Here is a 21325-nt window from a genome sequence, read left to right on the forward strand (position 1 = left end):
GAGGGATGCGCGGAATTCCGCGGCCGCTTAGTCTCGCTGGCAGGCCGCGCGGACCCGATCGATCGCGCAGCCTTGCAGCACGTCCCCGCCGGGCACCCACGGCGTACGGCGGGGAGACAGGCACGCGCATCCGGCGCCCGGCTCACAGCCCGATGGGGGAACGGCATTGTCCACACCGGCGGCACTCGACAGACGCGAAGCGGACCGCCCCGCCGGGGTCGCGGCCCGCGCCGGCGGGCTGACGAAGACGTACGGCAGCGGCGAGACGGCGGTCGTGGCGCTGGACGCGGTGGACGTGGAGATCCACCGCGCCCGCTTCACCGCGGTCATGGGCCCGTCCGGCTCCGGTAAGTCCACGCTGATGCACTGCCTCGCCGGGCTCGACACCGTGACCTCCGGGCGGATCTGGCTGGGCGACGAGGAGATCACCGGCCTGGGCGAGCGGGAGCTGACACGGCTGCGCCGCGACCGGATCGGCTTCATGTTCCAGTCGTTCAACCTGCTGCCCACGCTGAACGCCCTGGAGAACATCACGCTGCCGATGGACATCGCGGGCCGCAAACCCGACCCCGAGTGGCTGGACCGGGTGGTCGACACGCTCGGCCTGCGCGACCGGCTCGACCACCGGCCCTCGCAGCTCTCCGGCGGCCAGCAGCAGCGGGTGGCGTGCGCGCGGGCGCTGGCCTCCCGGCCCGAGCTGATCTTCGCCGACGAGCCGACGGGCAACCTCGACTCGCGCTCCGGCTTCGAGGTGCTGGGCTTCCTGCGGGAGGCTGTGGACCAGTTGGCGCAGACGGTGGTGATGGTGACCCACGACCCGGGCGCCGCCGCCCACTCCGACCTGGTGCTCTTCCTGGCCGACGGCCGGATCGTGGACGAGATGCCGCAGCCGACGGCCGAGGCGGTGCTGGAGCGCATGAAGCGCTTCGACGGCATCAGGAAGAGCTGAGGCGGCGTGCTCAAGGCGACTCTGCGCAGCTTCTTCGCGCACAAGGGGCGGCTGCTGCTGTCGGCGCTGGCCGTGCTGCTGTCGGTGGCGTTCGTCTCCGGCAGCCTCATCTTCTCCGACACCGTCAGCCGTACTTTCGACCGGCTCTTCGCCTCCACGGCCGCCGACGTCGCGGTCTCGCCGAAGGAGGCGTTCGAGCAGAACCGCGGGTTCGGCTCCGGGCTGGTGCCGACGCTGCCCGCGTCGGTCGCCGACGAGGTGGCGAAGGTGCCGGGGGTGGAGGCCGTCCACCTCGACGTCGAGGTGGAGAACCTCACCGTCACCGACGCGGAGAACGAGCCGATCGGCCGGACGACGGGCCCCCCGACGATCGCCACCAACTGGTACGTCAGCGATCGCAGCCCGGTGGAGCTGTCGGACGGCCGCGAGCCGGCCGGGGCCGGCGAGGCGCTGCTCGACAAGGACACCGCCGACCGCAAGAACATCGAGATCGGCGACACGCTCAACGTCCTCGCGCAGCCCGGCAGGTTCGAGGTCGAGGTCGTCGGCATCGCGAAGTTCACCACCACCAACCCGGGCGCCACGGTGGTCTATCTCGACACGGCGGCCGCCCAGCGCCAGTTGCTCGACAACCCGGAGCTCCGGGACGGGGAGGCCGCGGGCCCGGCGCTGGCCACGTCGGTTTCCGTGGACGCGGCGCCGGGAGTGTCGGACGCCGCGCTGAAGAAGCGCGTCAAGGCGGCGCTCGACGGGAACTACGCCGTGCAGACCGCCGACGAGCAGGCGAAGTCGGCGGCGGAGGAGCTGGGCACGTTCCTCGACATCATCAAGTACGTGATGCTCGGCTTCGCCGGGATCGCCGTGCTGGTCGGCATCTTCCTGATCGTCAACACGTTCTCGATGCTCATCGCGCAGCGCACCCGCGAGCTGGGGCTGATGCGCGCGCTGGGCGCCGACCGGCGGCAGGTCCGCCGCTCGGTGCTCACCGAGGCGCTGCTGCTCGGTCTTGCGGGCTCCACGCTCGGGCTGCTCAGCGGCATCGGCCTGGCTGCCGGGCTCATCGAGACGATGGGCCTGCTGGGGATGAACCTGGACGCGGCAGAGATGGTCGTGAGCTGGGTCACGCCGGTCTTCGCGTACGCGGTGGGCGTGGGCGTCACGTTCGTCGCGGCGTATCTGCCGGCCCGGCGCGCGGCGCGGGTCTCCCCCATGGCGGCGCTCGCCGACCTGGAGATCGCGGAGGTCGGCCGGCCGATGCGGGTGCGGGCGGCGCTCGGCTCCGTCCTCGGGGCCGCCGGGGCGCTGTCCTTCTACCTCTGCGCCACGGCGGACCGGACCCGGGACTCCGCGGTGTGGCTGGTGGGCGGCGTGGTGCTCACGATGCTCGCCGTGGTCGCGGCCGGGCCGCTGCTGGTGCGGCCGGTCATCCGGGTGGTGGGCGGCTGGTTCCCGCGGATCTTCGGCTCCGTCGGCGCGCTCAGCCAGCGCAACGCCCTGCGCAACCCGCGGCGCACCGGCGCCACGGCCGTGGCGCTGATGGTGGGCCTGGCCCTGGTCGGCGGCATGTCCGTGGCCGCCGCGTCGATGACGAAGTCCTTCGACGAGGAGATCGACCGGACCCTGGGCGCCGACTTCCTCGTGCAGAGCGACGGCTTCGGCCCGTTCCCCCGTGAGGTCACCGAGCGGGTCGAGGAGGCGGACGGCGTGGGCCTCGTCGTGCGCCAGCGGTTCGCGCCGCTGCGGGTGACGCTGCCGGACGGCGAGAAGACCAGCACCAGCGCCGGCGCCTTCGACAAGGAGCTGGACCAGGTCAGCCGGCTGGAGTACGCGCAGGGGAGCACCGGCGACGCGCTCGCGCCCGGGCACGTGGGCCTGCAGCGGCAGTTCGCCCGTGACCACGGCATACGCATGGGCAGCACGCTCCGGGTCGAGTTCCCCAACGGCAAGGAAGCGGACCTGACGGTCGGGGCGCTCACCAAGCAGGAGACGAGCGGCGGGTTCGGTGCGGCGGGCGGCTTCTTCCTCGGCATGGAGACGCTGGAGAAGTACCTGCCCGGCGGCCAGGAGGCGGTCGTCTTCGTCAACGCCGCGAGCGGCACCGACGTCGACAAGCTGCGCGCGTCGCTGGAGAGCGGGCTCGAAGCCTTCCCACAGGTGAAGGTGCGCGACCAGGCGGACTTCAAGGAGCTGATCCGGGAGCAGATCATCGTGCTGCTCTATCTGGTCTTCGCGCTGCTGGGGCTGGCGATCGTCATCGCGGTGCTGGGCGTGGTGAACACGCTGGCGCTGTCGGTGGTGGAGCGGACCCGGGAGATAGGCATGCTGCGGGCCATCGGGCTGTCCAGACGCCAGACGCGCCGGATGATCCGGCTGGAGTCCGTCGTGATCGCCGTGTTCGGCGCGCTGCTCGGCCTGGTGCTGGGGCTGGCCTGGGGCGCCGGGGTGCACGAGGTGCTGGCGCTGGAGGGCATGCGCGCCTTCGCGATCGACTGGACGGTGCAGCTCGCCGTGGTGATCGGATCGGTTCTGGTCGGCCTGCTGGCCGCACTGCTGCCGGCGCTGCGGGCCTCCCGGCTCAACGTGCTGGCGGCCATCGCCCACGAGTGACCACCGCCCGGTCCGGGCGCGCTCGTACGGACCGGGCGGGGCGCGCGACCGCGCGCGCCGCCCGGCGGACGGCCCGTCATGGGCCGGCCCACCGGGCGGCCGCGGCCCGGCCGTGCGCCGAATACGGTCGACGCGGGCGGGCACCCGGTGATGGGATGCCCGGCATGGACGATCTCCACATCCGGGCCGCGGAGCCCGCGGACGTGCCGGCGGTGCTCGCGTTCTGGAAGGCGGCGGCGGAGGGCACGTCCGTCAGCGACGACGAGGCGGGCGTCGCCGGGCTGCTGGAGCGCGATCCGGGCGCGCTGCTGCTGGCCGAGCGCGGCGGGGAGCTGGCGGGCACCGTCATCGCCGGGTTCGACGGCTGGCGCTGCCATCTGTACCGGCTCGCCGTGCACCCCGGCCACCGGCGCCGCGGCGTCGGCACGGCGCTGCTGGCCGCGGCGGAGCAGCGGTTCGCGGCCTTCGGCGGCCGGCGCGCGGATGCGATGGTGCTGAACCGCAACGAGCGGGCGCACCACGCCTGGCACGCCGGGGGCTATGTCCGCCAGGAGCAGTGGAGCCGCTGGGTCAAGCCGCTTGCCGCCGGCTGACCGCGGTCGCCGCGCGGCCCCCGCGACCCTGCGTGATCATGAGACGGAGGTGACCCGATGACCGAGGTGCTGCTGCTGGTCCTGGCCCTGGCGCTCTGCCTGGCCTGCGGCCTGTTCGTGGCCGCCGAGTTCTCGCTGACGACCGTGGAGCGAGCCGAGCTGGAGCGGGCCGTGGACCGCGGCGAGCGCGGCGCGGCCGGTGCGCTCCAGGCCGTACGGGGCCTGACGTTCCAGCTCTCGGGCGCACAGCTCGGCATCACCGTCACCAACCTTGTCGTCGGCATGCTCGCCGAGCCGTCCGTCGCCTCGCTGCTCCACAGCCCGCTGCGGGCAGCGGGCGTGCCGGACTCGGCCACCTCCAGCGTCGCGCTCGTGCTGGGCACGGCGCTGTCGACCGTCGTGCTGATGGTCGTCGGCGAACTCGTGCCCAAGAACTGGGCCATCTCCCGCCCGCTGGCCATGGCCAAGCGCGTCGCGGCCTTCCAGCGCACGTTCAGCGGTGTCTTCCGCCCCTTCATCCGCCATCTGAACAACACCGCCAACCGGGTGCTGCGGCTGATGGGCCTGGAGCCGGCCGAGGAACTGGCCTCGGCGCGCAGCCCGCAGGAACTCGCCGCGCTGGCCCGGCACTCGGCGAAGAAGGGCTCGCTGGAGGCCGACACCGCCGAGTTGTTCGTCCGCACCCTGGGGCTCGCGGAGCTGACCGCGGAGAACGTGATGACGCCCCGGATGCAGGTCGTCGCGCTGGAGGACGACGCCACCGTCGGGGACGTCGTCGACGCCTCCCGTGCCACCGGCCTGTCCCGCTTCCCCGTCTACCGCGGCAGCCTGGACACCGTCCTGGGCTACGTGCACGTCAAGGACGTCCTCGGCGTCCCCGCCGACCGCCGCGCCCGCCACCCCCTGACCCGGCTGCTGCGTGATCCGGTGCTGGTGCCCGAGACGCTGCCCGTCGACCATCTGATGGACCGGCTGACGGAGAAGCGCACCATGGCAGTGGTGATCGACGAGTACGGCGGCACCGCCGGCGTCGTCACCATGGAGGACGTCGTGGAGGAGGTCATCGGCCAGGTGCGGGACGAGCACGACCCACTGGAGACGCCCGACCTGCTGCCCAGCGGCGCGGACCCGGACGGCCGGATGCTCTTCGACGCCGACGGCGGGGTGCGCCCCGACCAGCTCGCGGAGATCGGCCTGCGGGTGCCGGAGGGCCCGTACGAGACGCTGGCCGGGCTGGTCGCCACCGAGCTGGGCCGCATCCCCGTCGACGGGGACGCGCTGGAGGTGGGGGGCTGGCGGCTGGACGTCGTGGACGCGGCCGGGCGCCGCGCCGCGCGCGTGCTGCTGCACGCCCCGCCGCCGGGCGCCGAGCCCGACGACGGCGAAGACGCAGGCACCGGCGCGGGCGGCAGTGGCAGCGGCAGCCGTACGGCCGCCGGCAGGGGGGAGCCCGGATGACCGTCGTCCAGTTGATCATCGGCCTGCTGACGCTGGTGCTCAACGCCTTCTTCGTGGGCGCGGAGTTCGCGCTCATCTCCGTGCGGCGCAGCCAGATCGAGCCGTACGCCCAGGAAGGCGACCGCCGTGCGCGCCGGGTGATCTGGGGTCTGGAGCACGTCTCCACGCTGATGGCGGCGGCCCAGCTCGGCATCACCCTGTGCACGCTGGTCCTCGGTGTCGTCGCCGAGCCGGCCATCGCCCATCTGCTGGAGCCGCTGTTCAACGCGGTGGGGGTGCCGCACGGGCTGGTGCACCCGATCTCGTTCGCCATCGCGCTGACCGTGGCGACGTACCTGCACATGCTGCTCGGCGAGATGGTGCCGAAGAACGTGGCGCTGGCCGACCCGGTGCGCTCCGCGCTGCTGCTCGGCCCGCCGCTGGTCGCGCTCACCCGGGCGCTGCGCCCCGTCGTCTTCACCGTCAACGCCTTCGCCAACGCGCTGCTCCGGCTGCTGCGCGTGCAGACCCGCGACGAGGTCGCGGCGTCGTTCTCCGACGCCGACCTGGCCCGCATGGTGGCGGACTCCGCGGAGGCCGCGCTGCTCGACGACCGCTCCGCCGAGCGGCTGCGCGACACCCTGGAGCTGGGCCGCCGTCCCGTGGGCGACGTGGTGGTGCCCACCGGGCACGTGGTCACCGCGCCCGTCGGCGTCACCCCGGAGGCGCTGGAGGCACTGGCCGTCGCCTCCGGCTTCTCCCGCTTCCCGGTGGTGGACGACAGCGGCAGGATCCTCGGCTATCTGCACGTCAAGGATGCCCTCGGCACCGCCGACCGCGAGGCGCCGTTCCCGCGTACGGCGATGCGCCGCATCGCCCGGGTGCGCGCGAGCGCGCCGCTGGACGACGTGCTGACCGCCATGCGCCGCAGCCGCACCCACCTGGCCGCGGTGACCGGGGAGGAGGGCCGGGTGACGGGGCTGGTGACCATGGAGGACGTGCTCCGCGAGCTGGTCGGCCGGGAGTCGTGACCCGCGGTACGGGCGCCGGCGGCGACGTCCGCGGCGGCGAGTAGGATCGGCGGACGTGAACGCGCGCTACACCAGTTTCGTCGCGGTCGGCGACTCCTTCACGGAGGGCATGTCCGACCTGCAGCCCGACGGCTCCTACCGCGGCTGGGCGGACCTCCTCGCGGCCCGCTTCGCGGCGGCGCAGCCCGGCTTCCGGTACGCGAACCTGGCCGTCCGCGGCAAGCTCATCCGGCAGATCCTCGACGAGCAGGTCGACCGGGCCGCCGCCATGGAGGCCGACGTCATCACCCTCGTCGGCGGCCTCAACGACGCCATCCGGCCGCGCTGCGACATGGACCGGGTGTGCGGCCTGCTCGAAGAGGCGGTGGCGAAGCTGGCGCCGAGCTGCAAGCAGCTCGTGCTGATGCGCAGCCCGGGGCGCGACGGCCGGGTGCTGGAGCGGGTCAGGCCCCGGATGGAGCAGCTTTTCGCGCACGTCGACGACCTGGCCGCGCGGCACGGCGCGCTGGTCGTCGACCTGTACGGCGCCGACGTGCTGCGCGACGTACGGCTGTGGGACGAGGACCGGCTGCACCTGACGCCCGAGGGCCACCGCCGGGTCGGCGAGGCCGTCTGGCAGACGCTCGGCGGCACCCCCGAGTACGACTGGACGGGCCCGCTGCCGCCCCCGGCGCCGCGGCCGCCGTGGCTCACCCGCCGCACCGCGGACGCCCGCTTCGCCCGTATGCACCTGCTGCCGTGGGTGCACCGCCGGCTCACCGGCCGCTCCTCCGGCGACGGCCGCGCGCCGAAGCGCCCGGAGCTGCTGCCGTACGACGCCTGACGCCGGCACCGCGCGGACGCTGACCCCCGACGCCCGCCCCGCGCGACACCCGCACACGCCCCCGTACGCCCGCACCGGCCGCCGTCCGCACCCCGCCCGGCGGGCCCCGTAGAATCTCCCCACGTGAACAAGCCGCGCATCCCCAACGTCCTGGCCGCCCGCTACGCCTCCACGGAGCTGGCCGCCCTCTGGTCCCCCGAGCACAAGGTCGTCCTGGAGCGGCAGCTCTGGCTCGCCGTGCTGCGCGCCCAGCGGGATCTGGGGATCGAGGTGCCGGAGGGCGCCGTCGCCGACTACGAGCGGGTGCTGGAGGACGTCGACCTCGCCTCGATCGCCGAGCGCGAGAAGATCACGCGGCACGATGTGAAGGCCCGTATCGAGGAGTTCAACGCCCTCGCCGGGCACGAGCAGATCCACAAGGGCATGACCTCCCGCGATCTCACGGAGAACGTGGAGCAGCTTCAGGTGCGGCAGTCCCTGGAGCTGGTACGCGACCGCGCGGTCGCGGTGCTGGCCCGGCTGGGCAGGCTGGCCGGCGAGCACGCAGGGCTGGTCATGGCCGGCCGTTCGCACAACGTCGCCGCGCAGGCCACCACGCTGGGCAAGCGGTTCGCCACCGCCGCCGACGAGTTGCTGACCGCGTACGGCCGGGTGGAGGACCTGCTCGCGCGCTATCCGCTGCGCGGCATCAAGGGCCCGGTCGGCACCGCGCAGGACATGCTCGACCTGCTCGGCGGCGGCAAGGAGGGCGCCGCGAAGCTGGCGGAGCTGGAGCGCCGGGTCGCCGGCCACCTGGGCTTCGCCCGCGCCTTCACCTCCGTCGGCCAGGTCTACCCGCGCTCGCTGGACTACGACGTGGTCGCGGCGCTGGTGCAGGTCGCCGCCGCACCGTCGTCGCTGGCGAAGACGATCCGGCTGATGGCCGGGCACGAGCTGGTCACCGAGGGCTTCAAGCCGGGCCAGGTCGGCTCGTCCGCGATGCCGCACAAGATGAACACCCGCTCCTGCGAGCGCGTGAACGGCCTCATGGTGATCCTGCGCGGATACGCCTCGATGACCGCGGAGCTGGCCGGCGACACCTGGAACGAGGGCGACGTGTCCTGCTCGGTGGTGCGCCGCGTGGCGCTGCCGGACGCGTTCTTCGCGCTCGACGGGCTGCTGGAGACGTTCCTGACGGTGCTGGACGAGTTCGGCGCCTTCCCGGCGGTGATCGCCCGCGAGCTGGACCGCTATCTGCCGTTCCTGGCCACCACCAAGGTGCTGATGGCGGCGGTACGGGCCGGGGTCGGCCGGGAGGAGGCGCACGAGGTCGTCAAGGAGCACGCGGTCGCCGCGGCCCTGGCGATGCGCGAGCGCGGCGCGGAGCGCAACGAACTCCTCGACCGGCTCGCCGCCGACGCCCGCATCCCGCTGGACCGGGACCGGCTGGAGTCCCTGATGGCCGACCGGCTGTCGTTCACCGGCGCGGCCGAGGAGCAGGTGGCGGCGGTGGTGGCGCGGGTCGAGGAGGTCGTCAAGCGGCATCCGGAGGCGGCGGGGTACGCGCCCGGGGCGATCCTGTGACGCCGCCCGCCCCGGCCGCGTAGCGGACCGCGGCGCTACGCGTCGCGCCGCCGCAGCGTCCACCAGCCGGCCAGCACCGCCGCCCCTGCCCAGAGCGCGGTGACGGCCAGCCCGGCGAGCGGCTGGAGGTCGCCCGGCGGTTCTGCGAAGAGCACCTGCTGCCCGGCCCGGTCCGGCAGGTAGTCCGCGACTCCCGCGGACGAGCCGACGCCGAGCACCATCGACACCACCAGCACGAACGGGATCAGGATGCCCAGCACCGCGATGCCGCTCCGCAGCACGGCGGCGAGCCCCGCGGCGAGCAGCGCCATGAGCGTGAGGTAGACGGCGCCGCCCACGACGCCGAGCAGCGCGCCGTCGTCGCCGAGGCCCAGTGCCCGGTCGCCGAGCGCGGCACCGCCGACCAGGAACGACAGCAGCGTCGTGGGCAGCCCGACGGCGAACGTGAGCCCTCCGACGTGGGCGAGCTTGGCCGCGTAGAGCAGTCCGCGCCGCGGCACGGCGGCCAGTGTGGCGCGGATGAGCCCGCTCTGGTACTCGGATGACACGGCGAGCGTGCCGAAGACGATCGCGGCGATCTGACCTGGGCCCACCCCGGTGAGGACGGAGAACAGCGGGTCGAAGTCCCCGTCGACGGTCTCGGCGCCACCGAGGGCGGCGCTGGCGAGGATTCCGAAGCCGGCGGTGACGAGCAGCACGCACGCCAGCGACCACACGGTGCCGCGCAGCGTCGTGATCTTGATCCACTCGGCGCGGAGCACGGCGGTGGCAGTCATCGTTCAGACCTCCCGGGTCTCGCTGGTGAACTCCACGGCGCCAGCGGTCAGCCGGAGGTACGCCTCCTCCAGGCCGCCGGCGCTGCCCGCGACGAACTCCGCGAGCGGCGCGTCGGCGAGCAGCCGGCCGCGGCCGAGCACCACGAGGTGATCGGCGAACGCGGCGGTCTCCCCCATCAGATGGCTGGAGACGAGCACGGTGCGGCCCTCGTCCGCCAGCCGGCGCAGCAGCCGCCGGATCCACACGATGCCCTCGGGGTCGAGCCCGTTGGACGGCTCGTCCAGCAGCAGCACGGGCGGGTCGCCGAGCAGCGCGGCGGCGATGCCGAGGCGCTGGCGCATGCCGAGGGAGTACGTCCGTACGCGCCGGCCCGCGGCGGACTCGATCCCGGTCAGCCGCAGCACCTCGGCGACGCGGGCGTCCGGCAGTCCGTTGCTCGCGGCCAGCGCCCGCAGGTGGGCGCGGCCGGTGCGGGAGCCGTGGGCGGCCTGCGCGTCGAGCAGGGCGCCGACGTGCCGGAGCGGGTCGGCCAGCTCCGGGTACGGCCGGCCGCCCACGGTGGCGGTACCCGAGGTGGCCCGGTCCAGGCCGAGGACGAGGCGCATGGCGGTGGACTTGCCGGCGCCGTTGGGGCCGAGGAAGCCGGTGACCCGGCCGGGACGGACGGTGAAGGTCACGGCGTCGAGCGCCCGGACGTCCCCGTAGTCCTTGGTCAGTGCGCGGACCTCGATGGCTGTCGCTGCTGTCATACGGGCCACGCTGCCCCTCGGTGCGGTGCCGGGGCCTCCCCCGCGCGCGGGTTCGCCCTCCCCCGTGCGGGGGAGCCGCGGGCCGGACGGCGCTGGCACGATGAACGGCATGCCGCGCCTTCTCCGATCCCTCTCCCGCCCGCTGCGGCCGGTGCTGCGGCCGGTGACGTACACGCGGTGGCTGCACCTGTTCATCGCCGCGACCCTGGCTCTGCTGGGCGCCTTCGTCTGGGGCGTGGAGGACGTGCCGCCGGTGGTCGGCTATGCCGTCCTCGCCCTCGGTCCGGTGCCGCTGCTCGCCGTCGCGGCGGCCATCCCCGCCACCCGGCTCCTGGAGACGATGCAGGCCCGGCTCCTGCTGTTCCCGGGTCCGCACGGCATGGAGGCGCAGCCGGATCCGGGGCTCGCACGCACGCCGGCCGTCTCGTGGGCCGACCGGGGCCGGGTGTTCGTCTGGCTGGTGCTGCGGATGTGGGTGGGGCTGCTGGCCGCCGTGGTCGGCATCCAGGGCATCTTCCTGACCGTCGCACTGACCTCCGCGCACCACTGGTCCTCGTTCGAAGAGGAGGTCCTGCCGCTGCCGGGCGAGTGGCACGGGTCGTACCTGCTGCTCGTCCCGGTCGTGGTGCCGGCCCTGCTGGCGGCCGGCTGGGGGTTCGGCGTGCTGATCGCCGCACTGGCGCCCCGGCTGCTCGGGCCCTCGGCCGCCGAGCGGCTGGCCGCCCTGGAGGAGCGCACCGAACGGCTGCTGGAGCACAACCGGCTCGCCCGGGAGCTGCACGACACCATCGGGCACGCGCTGACCGTCGCCGTGGTGCAGGCCGGGGCTGCGCGGGCGGCGGGGTCGCCGGAGTTCACGGAGCGGGCGCTGGGCGCGATCGAGGACACCGGCCGGGAGGCGCTGGAGGACCTGGAGCGGGTGCTGCGGCTGCTGCGCCAGGAGGGTGCGCCGCCGTCCCGGCGGCCGGGGCTGGCCGAGGCGGAGCGGCTGGTGGCCTCGGCGCGCGGCGCGGGTGCGGAGATCAGCGCGGAGATCGAGGGGCCGCTGGAGTCGGTGCCGGGGCCGGTGTCGCGGGAGGGCTACCGCATCGTGCAGGAGTGCCTGACGAACGTGCTGCGGCACGCGGGCCCGGTGCCGGTCAGGGTCCGTATCGCGGCCTCGGCGGGCGGACTCGAACTGCACGTACGCAACCGGCTGCCCGCGGCCGCGGCGCCTCCCGGGCCCGGCGGCAGCGGCCTGCGCGGCATCCGCGAGCGCGCCGCGCTGCTCGGCGGCGAGGCGGTCGCAGGACCGTCCGACGGCGAGTGGCGGGTACGCGTCACCCTGCCGATACAGTGACGCCGTGCCCGTCTCCGTCCTCCTCGTCGACGACGACGCCCTGGTCCGCGCCGGGCTGCGGGCGATCCTCGAAGCGCAGCCGGACATCGAGGTGGCCGGCGAGGCGGCCGACGGCGCGGCGGTGATCCCGCTGGTGCGGCAACTGGCGCCGGATGTGATCGCGATGGACGTACGGATGCCGCTCATGGACGGCATCGAGGCCACCCGCGCCGTGCTCCGCGCCTTCCCCGAGCCGCCGAAGATCCTGGTCGTGACCACCTTCGAGGAGGACAGGTACGTGTACGGGGCGCTGCGCGCCGGCGCCGACGGGTTCCTGCTCAAGCGGGCCCGGCCGGCGGAGATCGTGCACGCGGTGCGGCTGGTCGCCGAGGGCGAGTCGCTGCTCTTCCCGGCCGCGCTGCGGTCGCTGGCCGCCGGGCACGGCAACGACGAGGCGCGCGCGGCGCTGGCGGCGGCGCGGCTGACCGAACGGGAGGGCGAGGTGCTGCGGCTGATCGCCCGCGGGCTGACGAACGCCGAGATCGCCGCGGAGCTGGTGCTGGGCACCGAGACGGTCAAATCGCACGTCAGTGCGCTGCTGGCGAAGCTGGGGGCCCGGGACCGGACGCAGGCGGTGATCACGGCGTACGAGTCGGGGTTCGTCGCCCCCGGCGCGGCCGGATAGCGGATACGATCCGCTATCCGGAAGCACGCTCAGGGAGGCTGACGTTGGCGCAGCTCACCGGCGGGGATCCGTCCCTGCTGCGGCGGATCAACTCCGCCGTGGTCCTGCGCGCGCTGCGCGACGCGGGCTCGGCGACGCTGACCGAACTGGTGCGTACCACCGGGCTCTCGCGGCCCACCCTGGACGGCGTGCTGGAGGGCCTGGCCGCCAGCGGCCTGGTGGTGGAGGCCCCGGCCGAGGAGGGCACGGCCCGGCGCCAGGGCCGGCCCGCCCGCAAGTTCCGCTTCCACGCCGAGTCCGGCCATCTGCTGGGCATCGAGATCGGCCCGCACCGGGTCTCCGTCCTGCTCTCCGACCTCGACGGCCGGCTGCGCGGCTCGGCGCTGCGCACGGTGCACGAGGCCGCGGAGGCCGACGACCGGCTGGCGAGCGTACGGACCGTGGTGCAGGAGGTGCTGCGCAAGACCGGCGTGGCGCGCAGCACGCTGCGCGCGGTGGGCGTCGGCAGCCCCGGCATCGTGGAGGCGGACGGCATGGTGCGGCTGAGCACGGCGCTGCCCGGCTGGACTGGCCTCAACCTCGCGGAGCGGCTGGGGCGTTCGTTCCGCTGCCCGGTGCTGGTGGAGAACGACGCGAACACCGCCGCGGTCGCCGAGCACTGGAAGGGCGCCGCGCGGCACTCGGCGGACATGGTCTTCGTCCGCGCCGGACTGAGCCCCGGCGCCGGTTCGCTGATCGGCGGGCGGCTGCACCGCGGCTTCGGCGGGGCGGCGGGCGAGATCGGCGCGCTGCACCTGCTGGGCCGGGAGGCGACGCCGGAGAAGCTGCTCAGCGTCACCGGGGAGCCGCTGCACCCGCTGGACGAGCCGGCGGTGGCGGAGGTCTTCTCGCTGGCCCAGGGGGGCGACAAGCGGGCGCGCCGGGCCGTGGACCGGTTCATGCAGCGCCTGGTGCACGACGTGGCCGCGTTGGTGCTGGCGCTGGACCCGGAGCTGGTGGTGATCGGCGGCTGGGCGGCGGGCGTGGACGACGTGCTGGAGCCGCTCCACGCCGAGCTGGCCCGCTACTGCCTCCGGCCCCCGGAGGTCGTGCTGTCGCTGCTGGGCGAGGCGGCGGTGGCCACGGGCGCGCTGCGGCTGGCCCTTGACCACCTGGACGAGGAGCTGTTCGCCGTGGAGAGCACGGTCACGGCGCGGCGGTGAGCCGGCCGGCCGCCGGCCGGACGGGGTGTGCGCTCCCGGCCCGGCCGTCCGGCTGCGGCTTCCTGCTCCGCGCGGGGTGTCCCGCCCGGTCCGTACGCTCCGGCTGGCGGCTCAGCTCGCCAGCACCGCCGCGTCCGCGTCGAGGGTGAGCCGGCAGGTGTCCGCGCGGTACGTCGAGACCGCGACGGCGGCGGTGCGCCCCCGGGAGACGTAGCGCGTGGTGACCACCAGCACCGGGGCGCCCGGCAGCCGGTCCAGCTCGCGGGCGTCCTCCGCGCGCGCCGAGCCCAGCTCGACGGTGCGGTCCTGGCCCTCCAGCGGCAGCCGGTGCAGCTCGTGCAGCACGGCGCGGGCGCGGGCGGCGCCGACGGAGGAGTCGCCGCGGTTGAAGCCGGGCGCGGAGACACCGGGCACGTAGATCAGCTCGGCCGCGACCGGCTGCCCGTTGCGGCTGCGGGAGCGGTGCACCCGGTGCACCGGCTCCGTCGCGTCGGTGCCGAGCATGCGCGCGACGGCGGCGGGAGCCGCGACCGCGGCGGCGTCGACGGCCTCCCAGCCGTCGTCGCCCTCGCCCGGCCACATCTCGCGCGGGGAGCCCACCGGCACCCCGACGCGCGGCGGCGCGACGGTCGTCCCGACGCCCCGCCTGCGCTGCAGCCGGCCCTCCAGCTCCAGCTGGTCGAGCGCCTGCCGCAGGGTCGCGCGGGCGACGCCGAAGCGGGCCGCCAGCTCGCGTTCGTTGGGCAGGATCTCCCCTACCGAGAACTCCGACTCCAGCGCCTCGCTGATCACGCCCTTGAGATGCCAGTACTTCAGCTCGGTCACGGTGTCCGGCTGCGTGGTCCCCACCTGATCCTCGCAATCCCCGTCGGCCTGGCCGCCTTTATGCGCGGTTGTTTATGAAAGGTTGTTGCAGTATCTCTCGCCGACAGTAGGACGCCACCCGGACTTGGTCAAGACCAATGCCCCTGGGGTACGGTCCGTCCGGCGATCCGACGGACGGCGGAAAGGCAGCGATGGACCAGGTCACGGTGGTCACGGGGGGCAGCCGCGGCATCGGCGCGGCGATCGTGCGGAGACTGGCCCGCGCCGGTCACGGCGTGGCGCTCGCGTACGAGCGGGCGGAGGCCGCCGCGGAAGGGGTGGCGGCGGAGGCGCGGGCCGAGGGGGTGGCGTGCGTGGCCGTACGGGTGGACGTCAGCGACCCCGAGCAGGTCGACGCCCTGTTCGACACCGCCCGCGAGCGACTGGGGCCGGTGACCGGGCTGGTGAACAACGCCGCGATCACCGGGCCGCTGGGCCGGTTCGACGATACGTCCCTCGACGTGATGCGCCGGGTGCTGGACGTCAACGTCATGGGCACGTTCATCTGCACCCGGCGCGCGGTGCGCGAGATGTCCACCCGGCACGGGGGCGGCGGCGGGGCGATCGTCACCATCTCCTCCGGCGCGGCCACCCTCGGCAGCCCCGGCGAGTACGTGCACTACGCGGCGAGCAAGGCCGCCGTGGACACCATGACGCTCGGCCTTGCCAAGGAGTTGGGGCCCGAGGGCGTACGCGTCAACTCCGTGCAGCCCGGGATGACCGTGACCGACATGCACGCGGCGATGGGCGACCCCGAGCGGCCGTGGCGCAACCCGGAGCGGGTGCCGATGCGCCGCCCCGGGGAGCCCGAGGAGATCGCCGGCGCGGTCGCGTGGCTGCTGTCCGCGGAGGCGTCGTACACCACGGGCGCGGTACTGCGGGTCTCCGGCGGGCTCTAGCCGCGTCCGCCGCGGCGGCGGGACCCGCTGGGCGTCCGCGCCCGGCGGTTCCCCCCGCTGCGGCGGGACCCGCTATGTGCGGACGCCGCGGAGCTTGTCCGGGTTGCGGATGACGAAGACGCGGGCGATCAGGCCGTCCCGGAGCTGCGGCACCATGACGGTGTCCGGCTCGCCCTTCGACAGGAGCAGCAGCCCGGGCTGGCCGTTGATCTCACGGAACACCAGCTCCGGCTCCGGCACCTCGTGGATGCCGCCCGCCCTGCCGAGGAAGATGCGGGCCGTCTTGTCGGCGCCCTCGATGACGCGGCGCGGCGCCTTCGCCTTGCCGCCGGCGTCGGAGATCACGTCCACGTCCGGGGCCAGCAGCGCCATCAGCCCCTCCAGGTCACCGCCGGCGGCGGCTTCGAGGAACCGTTCCGTGATGTCGCGCTGCGCGGCGGTGTCCACGTCGTAGCGCGGCTTGCGCTGCGTGACGTGCCGGCGGGCGCGGCCGGCGAGCTGGCGTACGGCGTCCTCGGAGCGGTCGAGCATCGCGCCGATCTCCGCGTACGGGAAGCCGAACGCCTCCCGGAGCACGAAGACGGCCCGCTCCAGCGGCGACAGCGACTCCATCACCACGAGCATCGCCAGCGTCACCGACTCGGCGAGCAGCGCCCGCTCCGAGCTGTCCGGCGGCGTGTCCCCGAGCAGGTCGGTGGCCAGCGGCTCCGGGAGCCAGGAGCCGACGTACGCCTCGCGCCGCGCCTGCGTCTGGCGCAGCCGGTCGAGGGAGAGGCGGGTGGTGATGCGCACGAGGTAGCCCCGCGCGTCGCGGACCTGTTCGCGGTCCGCGGCCGACCAGCGCAGCCAGGTGTCCTGCACCACGTCCTCGGCGTCGGCGAAGGCGCCGAGCATGCGGTACGCCACGCCCATCAGGACGGATCGGTGCTCCTCGAAGACGTCTAGATCGGTGCCGTAAGCCACCCCTCCATATCACCTGACGAGACACCCGCCTGTCCAATCCGGCCCCTCCCGGACGTCCTCCCCCGCGCGGCGCACTTCCCGCATTGCAGGGGCAGTTGTTCACTTGTCGTTCGTGCCACGGGCAACACACGCCGGTAGGTCTGACGGCGCACGAGATCCGCACGTCGACGGGAGACCAGGTGAACACGGGAGACAGAGCGAGCGGCGGCCCCGCGCGCCGGTCGGTGCTGCGCGGCGGCCTCGCGGCGTCCGCCGCGCTGGCGGTGCCCACGCTGTCCGGCGGCGCGCCCGCGCAGGCGCTCGCGGGCCGGCCGGGGGCGGCGTGGGGCGTACAGGTGGGCGATGTGACGGCCGAGGGCGGCACCGTGTGGGTGCGCGCCGACCGCCCGGCGCAGATGGTCGTGGAGACCTCCGCGACGGACTCGTTCCGCCAGGTGCACCGCCGCCGCGGCCCGCTGCTCGGTCCGGGCACCGACTACACCGGCACCGTGCGGCTGCACGGGCTGCCGCCCGGTGAGCAGGTGCACTACCGGGTGGTGCTGGAGGACGCGGACGACCCGCGCCGCTCCGGCGAGCCGGTCGCGGGCACGTTCCGTACGGCCCCGGGGCGCCGCCAGGACGTGCGCTTCGTCTGGTCCGGCGACGTCGCGGGACAGGGCTGGGGCATCAACCCCGACCGCGGCGGCTACCGGGTGTACGCCGAGATGCAGGGCCTCGATCCCGACTTCTTCCTGCACAGCGGCGACACCGTATACGCCGACGGGCCGCTGAGCGCCGAAGTGCCGCTGCCCGACGGGACGGTGTGGCGCAATCTGGTCACCGAGGAGAAGTCGAAGGTCGCCGAGACGCTCGCCGAGTACCGCGGCAACTTCCGCTACAACCTGCTCGACGAGCACGTGCGCCGCTTCAACGCGCAGGTGCCGATCGTGGTGCAGTGGGACGACCACGAGGTGGTCAACAACTGGTACCCGGGCGAGATCCTGACCGACGAGCGCTACACGGAGCGCCGCGCCGACGTGCTCGCGGCCCGCGCCCGGCGCGCGTTCGCCGAGTACTTCCCGGTGCCCACGCTGGGGCCCGACGGCGCCGGGCGGGTCTACCGCAGGGTCTCGTACGGGCCGCTGCTCGACGTCTTCGTGCTGGACATGCGCACGTACCGCGACGCCAACTCCGACGGGCTCGCCCCCGACGACGTCCACGGCATCCTCGGGCGCGAGCAACTGGCCTGGCTCAAGGGGGAGCTGCAGCGTTCCCGCGCGGAATGGAAGGTCATCGCCTCCGACATGCCGCTGGGCCTGGTCGTGCCGGACGGCACGAACATCGAGGCCGTCGCGCAGGGCGACCCGGGCGCGCCGCTGGGGCGTGAGCTGCAGATCGCCGAGTTGCTGCGGCACATCAAGCAGCGGCGGATCACCGGCACCGTGTGGCTGACCGCGGACGTGCACCACACCTCCGCGCAGCACTACGATCCGGCGCGGGCAGGGTTCAAGGACTTCGCCCCGTTCTGGGAGTTCGTCACCGGGCCGCTGCACGCGGGCGCGTTCCCGGGCAGCGCGCTGGACGGCACGTTCGGTCCCGAGCGGGTGTTCCTCAAGGCGCCGCAGACGGGCAACGTGGCGCCGAGCCAGGGCTTCCAGTTCTACGGCGAGGTGCAGATCGACGGCGGCAGCCGCGAGCTGACGGTGCGGCTGCGCGAGGAGGGCGGCGCGGTGCTGTTCACGAAGGTGCTGCAGCCGGGGCTCGTCGGGCAGTAGCCGGAGCGTCCGCGGACGCCCCGCGGCGGCGCGTTGCCGGCCGGCGCGTACGCTGCGGGGCGTGGACGACCTCACGTATGCCCCGGTCGGCGCCACCCGCGAGGGCCGCAGACCCGCGGGCTTCGACTCCTTCGCCGTACGCACCCGCATAGGCGCAGGACCGGCGGCGTACCGGGCGGCGACCGAGGCGGTGCTGACGTTCCGGATGCACCGGGCGGTCGGGGTCACCATCGACGCGGAGGGGCCGCGCGCCGCGCCCGGCGTGCGGCTCGTCGTCGGCCTGGGCCGGCGCCCGCTGCGTATCCTCGCGCCCTGCCGCGTGGTGTGGGCGGAACAGGGCGAGCGGCGCGGCGGGTTCGGGTACGGAACGCTGCCGGGGCACCCGGAGACGGGTGAGGAGGCGTTCGTCGTGGAGTGGGCGGACGACGGCACCGTCTGGCTGACCGTCACGGCGTACAGCCGCCCGGCCGCGCGGTGGGTGGCAACCATGGGCCCGCTCCTCGGCGTCTTCCAGCGCGGGTACGCGCGGCGCTGCGGCCGGGTGCTGCGGCGGCTCGCGAACGTCGGCTGAAAACTGCCCCCATAGGTCCGATTCACCCTTTACCATCCGGTCACAGCTCGTTCTTGATCACGCAATACCCGTCCGGAAAGCTGGAGTTCATGGCCGATCACACCGCACCGAGGGGGCAGGGCCCGCGGCGCGCGTCCGCTGCGCCCGGTCCGTACACGATCGCCGCCGTCCTCCGGGCGGGTGGCAGGGCCCACAACGTGACGGACCGCCGTCCGGGGGCGCGCCCGCCGCGCCGCCGGGACGCGCCGGGGCCGCGGACCGCCAGCCCCCTCACGGTCCGGGAGGCCGGGCCCGAGGACCACGACGCCGCGCTGGCGCTGCACCGGCGCTGCTCCCGGCGGACCCTGGCCATGCGCTACCAGGGCCCGCCCGACGAGGCCGACGGCTATCTGCGGCACCTGCTGAGCCCGCACTTCGGCCGGACGCTGGCGGTGCAGACGGCCGGCGGCCGGCTGGTGGCCCTCGGGCACCTGCTGTGGGACGACGACGAGGCCGAGTTGGCGCTGCTCGTGGAGGACGCCTGGCAGCGCCGCGGCCTCGGCACCGACCTGCTGCGCCGGCTGCTGACGACGGCCGCGGGCATGGGCTACGGCAGCGTGTACGTGGTGACGCGGTCGCTGGACGCCGCCATGGACGCCACCCTGCGCAAGGCGGGCGTCCCGCTGGAGTACCAGGTGGAGGGCGCCACGCTCGTCGTCACCGCGCGCCTGGACGAGCGGCTCACCTCCGCGGCGGGTCCCGCCGGACCGCGCTGACGGCGGCGCGGCTCGCCTCTGCGGCCGGGTCCGGCTCCCCGGCCGCGTCGAGCGCCGCGCCGAGGTCCGCCCACAGGTCGTCCACGTCCTCGAGGCCGACCGACATCCGCAGCAGCCGCTCGCCGATGCCGCCCGAGCGGCGGTCGGCCGGGTCGACGATGCGGTGGCTGATCGAACCCGGGTGCTGGATGAGGGTGTCGACGCTGCCGAGGCTCACCGCCGGGGTGATCAGCCGGACGGCGCCGATGACCGCGTGCGGGTCGCCGCGTACCTCGAAGGCGACCATCGCGCCGCCGAGCCGCGGGTAGCGCACCCGGGTCACCGCGGGGTGGCCGGCGAGCCGGCGGGCGAGTTCCGCGGCGGCCTCGGACTGGGCCCGTACCCGTACCGGAAGGGTCGACAGGCCGCGCAGCAGCAGATAGCCGGCGAGCGGGTGCAGCACGCCGCCGGTGGCCGGGGGTACCGCCCACGCACGCGGAGCGTGCTGTGGGGGCGGATCCGGCGCAGCGCGCCCGCCAGTTCCTCGTCGCAGGCGATGACGCCCCCCATCACGTCGCCGTGGCCGCCGAGGTACTTGGTGGCGCTGTGCAGCACGAGCCGGGCGCCGTGCTCGGCGGGGCGCTGCAGCACGGGGGTGGCGAAGGTGTTGTCGACCAGCAGCGGGACCGAGCCGCAGGAGTACGCGACGGCCCGCAGGTCCGTCTCGGCGAGCGTGGGGTTGGCGGGGGTCTCGACGAGCACCAGGCCGGTGTCCGGGCGGAGGGCGTCGGCGACGCCGGCCGGGTCGGTCCAGGTCACCTCGGTGCCGAGCAGCCCGCTGTCGAGCAGGTGGTCGCTGCACCCGTAGAGCGGCCGGACGGCGACGACGTGCCGCAGGCCGAGGCCGGCGCGCACCAGCAGGCAGGCGCTGAGCGCGGCCATCCCGCTGGCGAACGCGACGGCCGACTCGGTGCCTTCCAGCCGGGCCAGGGCCTGTTCGAAGCGGGCGACGGTGGGGTTGCCGAGCCGGCCGTAGACCTGCGGCCCTTCGAGCGGGGCGCCGGTGGCGGCGAACTCGTCGATACGGGCGGCCTCGCCCCTGCTGTCCGGGGACGGGTAGGTCGTGGACAGGTCGAGCGGGGCGGCGTGCAGGCCGAGGGCGGCGAGGTCTTCGCGCCCGGCGTGCAGGCCTCGGTGGCGAGTGAACGCGTCGGGGTCTCCATGCCCCGATGCTGAAGCTCGTACGGGCTTCCGCGGGCGAGACCCGTGCTACGTTCGGCCGATGCCCGATTCACCCGCTCTCGATCCGGTTGACCTGGAGATTCTGCGGGTGCTGCAGAACGACGCCCGGACCACCAACCGCGATCTGGCCGCCGCCGTCGGCGTCGCGCCCTCCACCTGCCTGGACCGGGTGGCCCGGCTGCGCCGCGCCGGCGTGATCACCGGCCACCGGCTCGCGATCGACCCCGCGCGGCTCGGCCGCGGCCTGGAGGCGCTGCTGTCGGTGCAGGTGCGCCCGCACCGCCGCGACCTGATCGGCCCGTTCGTCGAGCGGGTCCGCTCGCTGCCCGAGTCCCGCGCGCTGTTCCACCTCACCGGGCCCGACGACTACCTCCTGCACGTCGCCGTACGGGACGCCGCGGACCTGCAGCGGCTGGTGCTGGACGAGTTCACCTCGCGCCGGGAGGTGGCCCGGGTGGAGACGCGGCTGGTCTTCCAGGACTGGGAGTGCGGGCCGCTGCTGCCTCCGTAGGGCACGAGGCCGTTTTGGTGATGACGGCGCCCGCCCCCGTGTACGAGGATGGC

General features: G+C 74.6%; 19 protein-coding genes and 1 pseudogene. 15 read left to right on the forward strand and 5 right to left on the reverse strand.

Annotated elements, in window-relative coordinates:
• The first annotated feature begins 166 nt into the window (after window positions 1-166).
• The 7 genes from OG946_RS01805 to purB all read left to right on the forward strand — a co-directional run bounded on the left by OG946_RS01805 (window position 167) and on the right by purB (window position 9003).
• On the forward strand, window positions 167-949 hold the full coding sequence (locus OG946_RS01805) for an ABC transporter ATP-binding protein (protein WP_326794389.1): 783 nt from the start codon (window positions 167-169) through the stop codon (window positions 947-949).
• 6 nt (window positions 950-955) lie between these two features.
• Complete coding sequence (locus OG946_RS01810; RefSeq protein ID WP_326794390.1) at window positions 956-3556, forward strand: FtsX-like permease family protein; 2601 nt, start codon at window positions 956-958, stop codon at window positions 3554-3556.
• A 155-nt stretch (window positions 3557-3711) separates the two neighbouring features.
• Window positions 3712-4149 (forward strand): GNAT family N-acetyltransferase, encoded by a 438-nt coding sequence (locus OG946_RS01815; RefSeq protein WP_326794391.1) that lies wholly within the window; start codon window positions 3712-3714, stop codon window positions 4147-4149.
• Window positions 4150-4206: 57 nt separating this feature from the next.
• Entirely contained in the window at window positions 4207-5607 is a 1401-nt protein-coding gene (locus OG946_RS01820; RefSeq protein WP_326794392.1) for a hemolysin family protein, read from the forward strand.
• Complete coding sequence (locus OG946_RS01825; RefSeq protein WP_326794393.1) at window positions 5604-6617, forward strand: hemolysin family protein; 1014 nt, start codon at window positions 5604-5606, stop codon at window positions 6615-6617. The genes OG946_RS01820 and OG946_RS01825 overlap by 4 nt, the downstream gene beginning before the upstream one ends.
• A 55-nt stretch (window positions 6618-6672) precedes the next feature.
• On the forward strand, window positions 6673-7440 hold the full coding sequence (locus OG946_RS01830; RefSeq protein ID WP_326794394.1) for an SGNH/GDSL hydrolase family protein: 768 nt from the start codon (window positions 6673-6675) through the stop codon (window positions 7438-7440).
• Between the two features lie 123 nt (window positions 7441-7563).
• On the forward strand, window positions 7564-9003 hold the full coding sequence (gene purB, locus OG946_RS01835) for an adenylosuccinate lyase (RefSeq protein WP_326794395.1): 1440 nt from the start codon (window positions 7564-7566) through the stop codon (window positions 9001-9003).
• Window positions 9004-9038: 35 nt separating this feature from the next.
• Here the strand turns inward: purB and OG946_RS01840 are convergent, their stop codons facing one another.
• Both OG946_RS01840 and OG946_RS01845 read right to left on the reverse strand, forming a co-directional pair.
• Window positions 9039-9779, reverse strand: coding sequence for an ABC transporter permease (locus tag OG946_RS01840; RefSeq protein WP_326794396.1), 741 nt, complete (start codon window positions 9777-9779; stop codon window positions 9039-9041).
• Between the two features lie 3 nt (window positions 9780-9782).
• A complete protein-coding gene (locus tag OG946_RS01845; RefSeq protein ID WP_326794397.1) occupies window positions 9783-10529 on the reverse strand; it encodes an ABC transporter ATP-binding protein in 747 nt (248 codons plus the stop codon).
• Window positions 10530-10629: 100 nt separating this feature from the next.
• On the opposite strand from OG946_RS01845, the gene OG946_RS01850 reads away from it, so the two are divergent.
• The 3 genes from OG946_RS01850 to OG946_RS01860 are packed head-to-tail and all read left to right on the forward strand — an operon-like array spanning window position 10630 to window position 13734.
• Entirely contained in the window at window positions 10630-11868 is a 1239-nt protein-coding gene (locus tag OG946_RS01850) for a sensor histidine kinase (RefSeq protein WP_326794398.1), read from the forward strand.
• A gap of 4 nt (window positions 11869-11872) precedes the next feature.
• Window positions 11873-12532, forward strand: a complete 660-nt coding sequence (locus tag OG946_RS01855; protein WP_326794399.1) for a response regulator transcription factor — start codon at window positions 11873-11875, stop codon at window positions 12530-12532.
• A gap of 44 nt (window positions 12533-12576) precedes the next feature.
• Window positions 12577-13734 carry an ROK family transcriptional regulator gene (locus OG946_RS01860; protein WP_326794400.1) on the forward strand — a complete coding sequence of 386 codons (1158 nt, stop codon included), beginning with the start codon at window positions 12577-12579 and terminating at the stop codon, window positions 13732-13734.
• Window positions 13735-13845: 111 nt separating this feature from the next.
• Here the strand turns inward: OG946_RS01860 and OG946_RS01865 are convergent, their stop codons facing one another.
• Window positions 13846-14583, reverse strand: coding sequence for a GntR family transcriptional regulator (locus OG946_RS01865; protein WP_326794401.1), 738 nt, complete (start codon window positions 14581-14583; stop codon window positions 13846-13848).
• 167 nt (window positions 14584-14750) lie between these two features.
• Here OG946_RS01865 and OG946_RS01870 point away from each other — a divergent pair, with 167 nt between their 5' ends.
• Window positions 14751-15497: an SDR family oxidoreductase gene (locus OG946_RS01870; RefSeq protein WP_326794402.1), complete on the forward strand. Its 747-nt coding sequence runs from the start codon at window positions 14751-14753 to the stop codon at window positions 15495-15497.
• 72 nt (window positions 15498-15569) lie between these two features.
• Here OG946_RS01870 and sigJ read toward each other — a convergent pair whose 3' ends face one another.
• Window positions 15570-16409 carry an RNA polymerase sigma factor SigJ gene (sigJ, locus tag OG946_RS01875; RefSeq protein WP_442814582.1) on the reverse strand — a complete coding sequence of 280 codons (840 nt, stop codon included), beginning with the start codon at window positions 16407-16409 and terminating at the stop codon, window positions 15570-15572.
• Between the two features lie 275 nt (window positions 16410-16684).
• On the opposite strand from sigJ, the gene OG946_RS01880 reads away from it, so the two are divergent.
• The 3 genes from OG946_RS01880 to OG946_RS01890 all read left to right on the forward strand — a co-directional run bounded on the left by OG946_RS01880 (window position 16685) and on the right by OG946_RS01890 (window position 19540).
• Window positions 16685-18214: an alkaline phosphatase D family protein gene (locus tag OG946_RS01880; protein WP_326800116.1), complete on the forward strand. Its 1530-nt coding sequence runs from the start codon at window positions 16685-16687 to the stop codon at window positions 18212-18214.
• Between the two features lie 61 nt (window positions 18215-18275).
• Complete coding sequence (locus OG946_RS01885; RefSeq protein ID WP_326794404.1) at window positions 18276-18785, forward strand: DUF1990 family protein; 510 nt, start codon at window positions 18276-18278, stop codon at window positions 18783-18785.
• 89 nt (window positions 18786-18874) lie between these two features.
• Complete coding sequence (locus OG946_RS01890; RefSeq protein WP_442814255.1) at window positions 18875-19540, forward strand: GNAT family N-acetyltransferase; 666 nt, start codon at window positions 18875-18877, stop codon at window positions 19538-19540.
• On the opposite strand, the pseudogene OG946_RS01895 reads toward OG946_RS01890, so the two are convergent.
• Window positions 19506-20742: pseudogene (locus tag OG946_RS01895) on the reverse strand (trans-sulfuration enzyme family protein). The gene OG946_RS01890 and the pseudogene OG946_RS01895 sit on opposite strands and share 35 nt — an antisense overlap.
• Window positions 20743-20801: 59 nt before the next feature.
• Here OG946_RS01895 and OG946_RS01900 point away from each other — a divergent pair.
• Window positions 20802-21272: an Lrp/AsnC family transcriptional regulator gene (locus OG946_RS01900; RefSeq protein WP_326794405.1), complete on the forward strand. Its 471-nt coding sequence runs from the start codon at window positions 20802-20804 to the stop codon at window positions 21270-21272.
• The last annotated feature ends 53 nt before the right edge of the window (window positions 21273-21325 follow it).

It is taken from the genome of Streptomyces sp. NBC_01808 (assembly GCF_035917395.1).
In the GTDB taxonomy this organism is placed as follows: Bacteria; Actinomycetota; Actinomycetes; order Streptomycetales; family Streptomycetaceae; genus Streptomyces.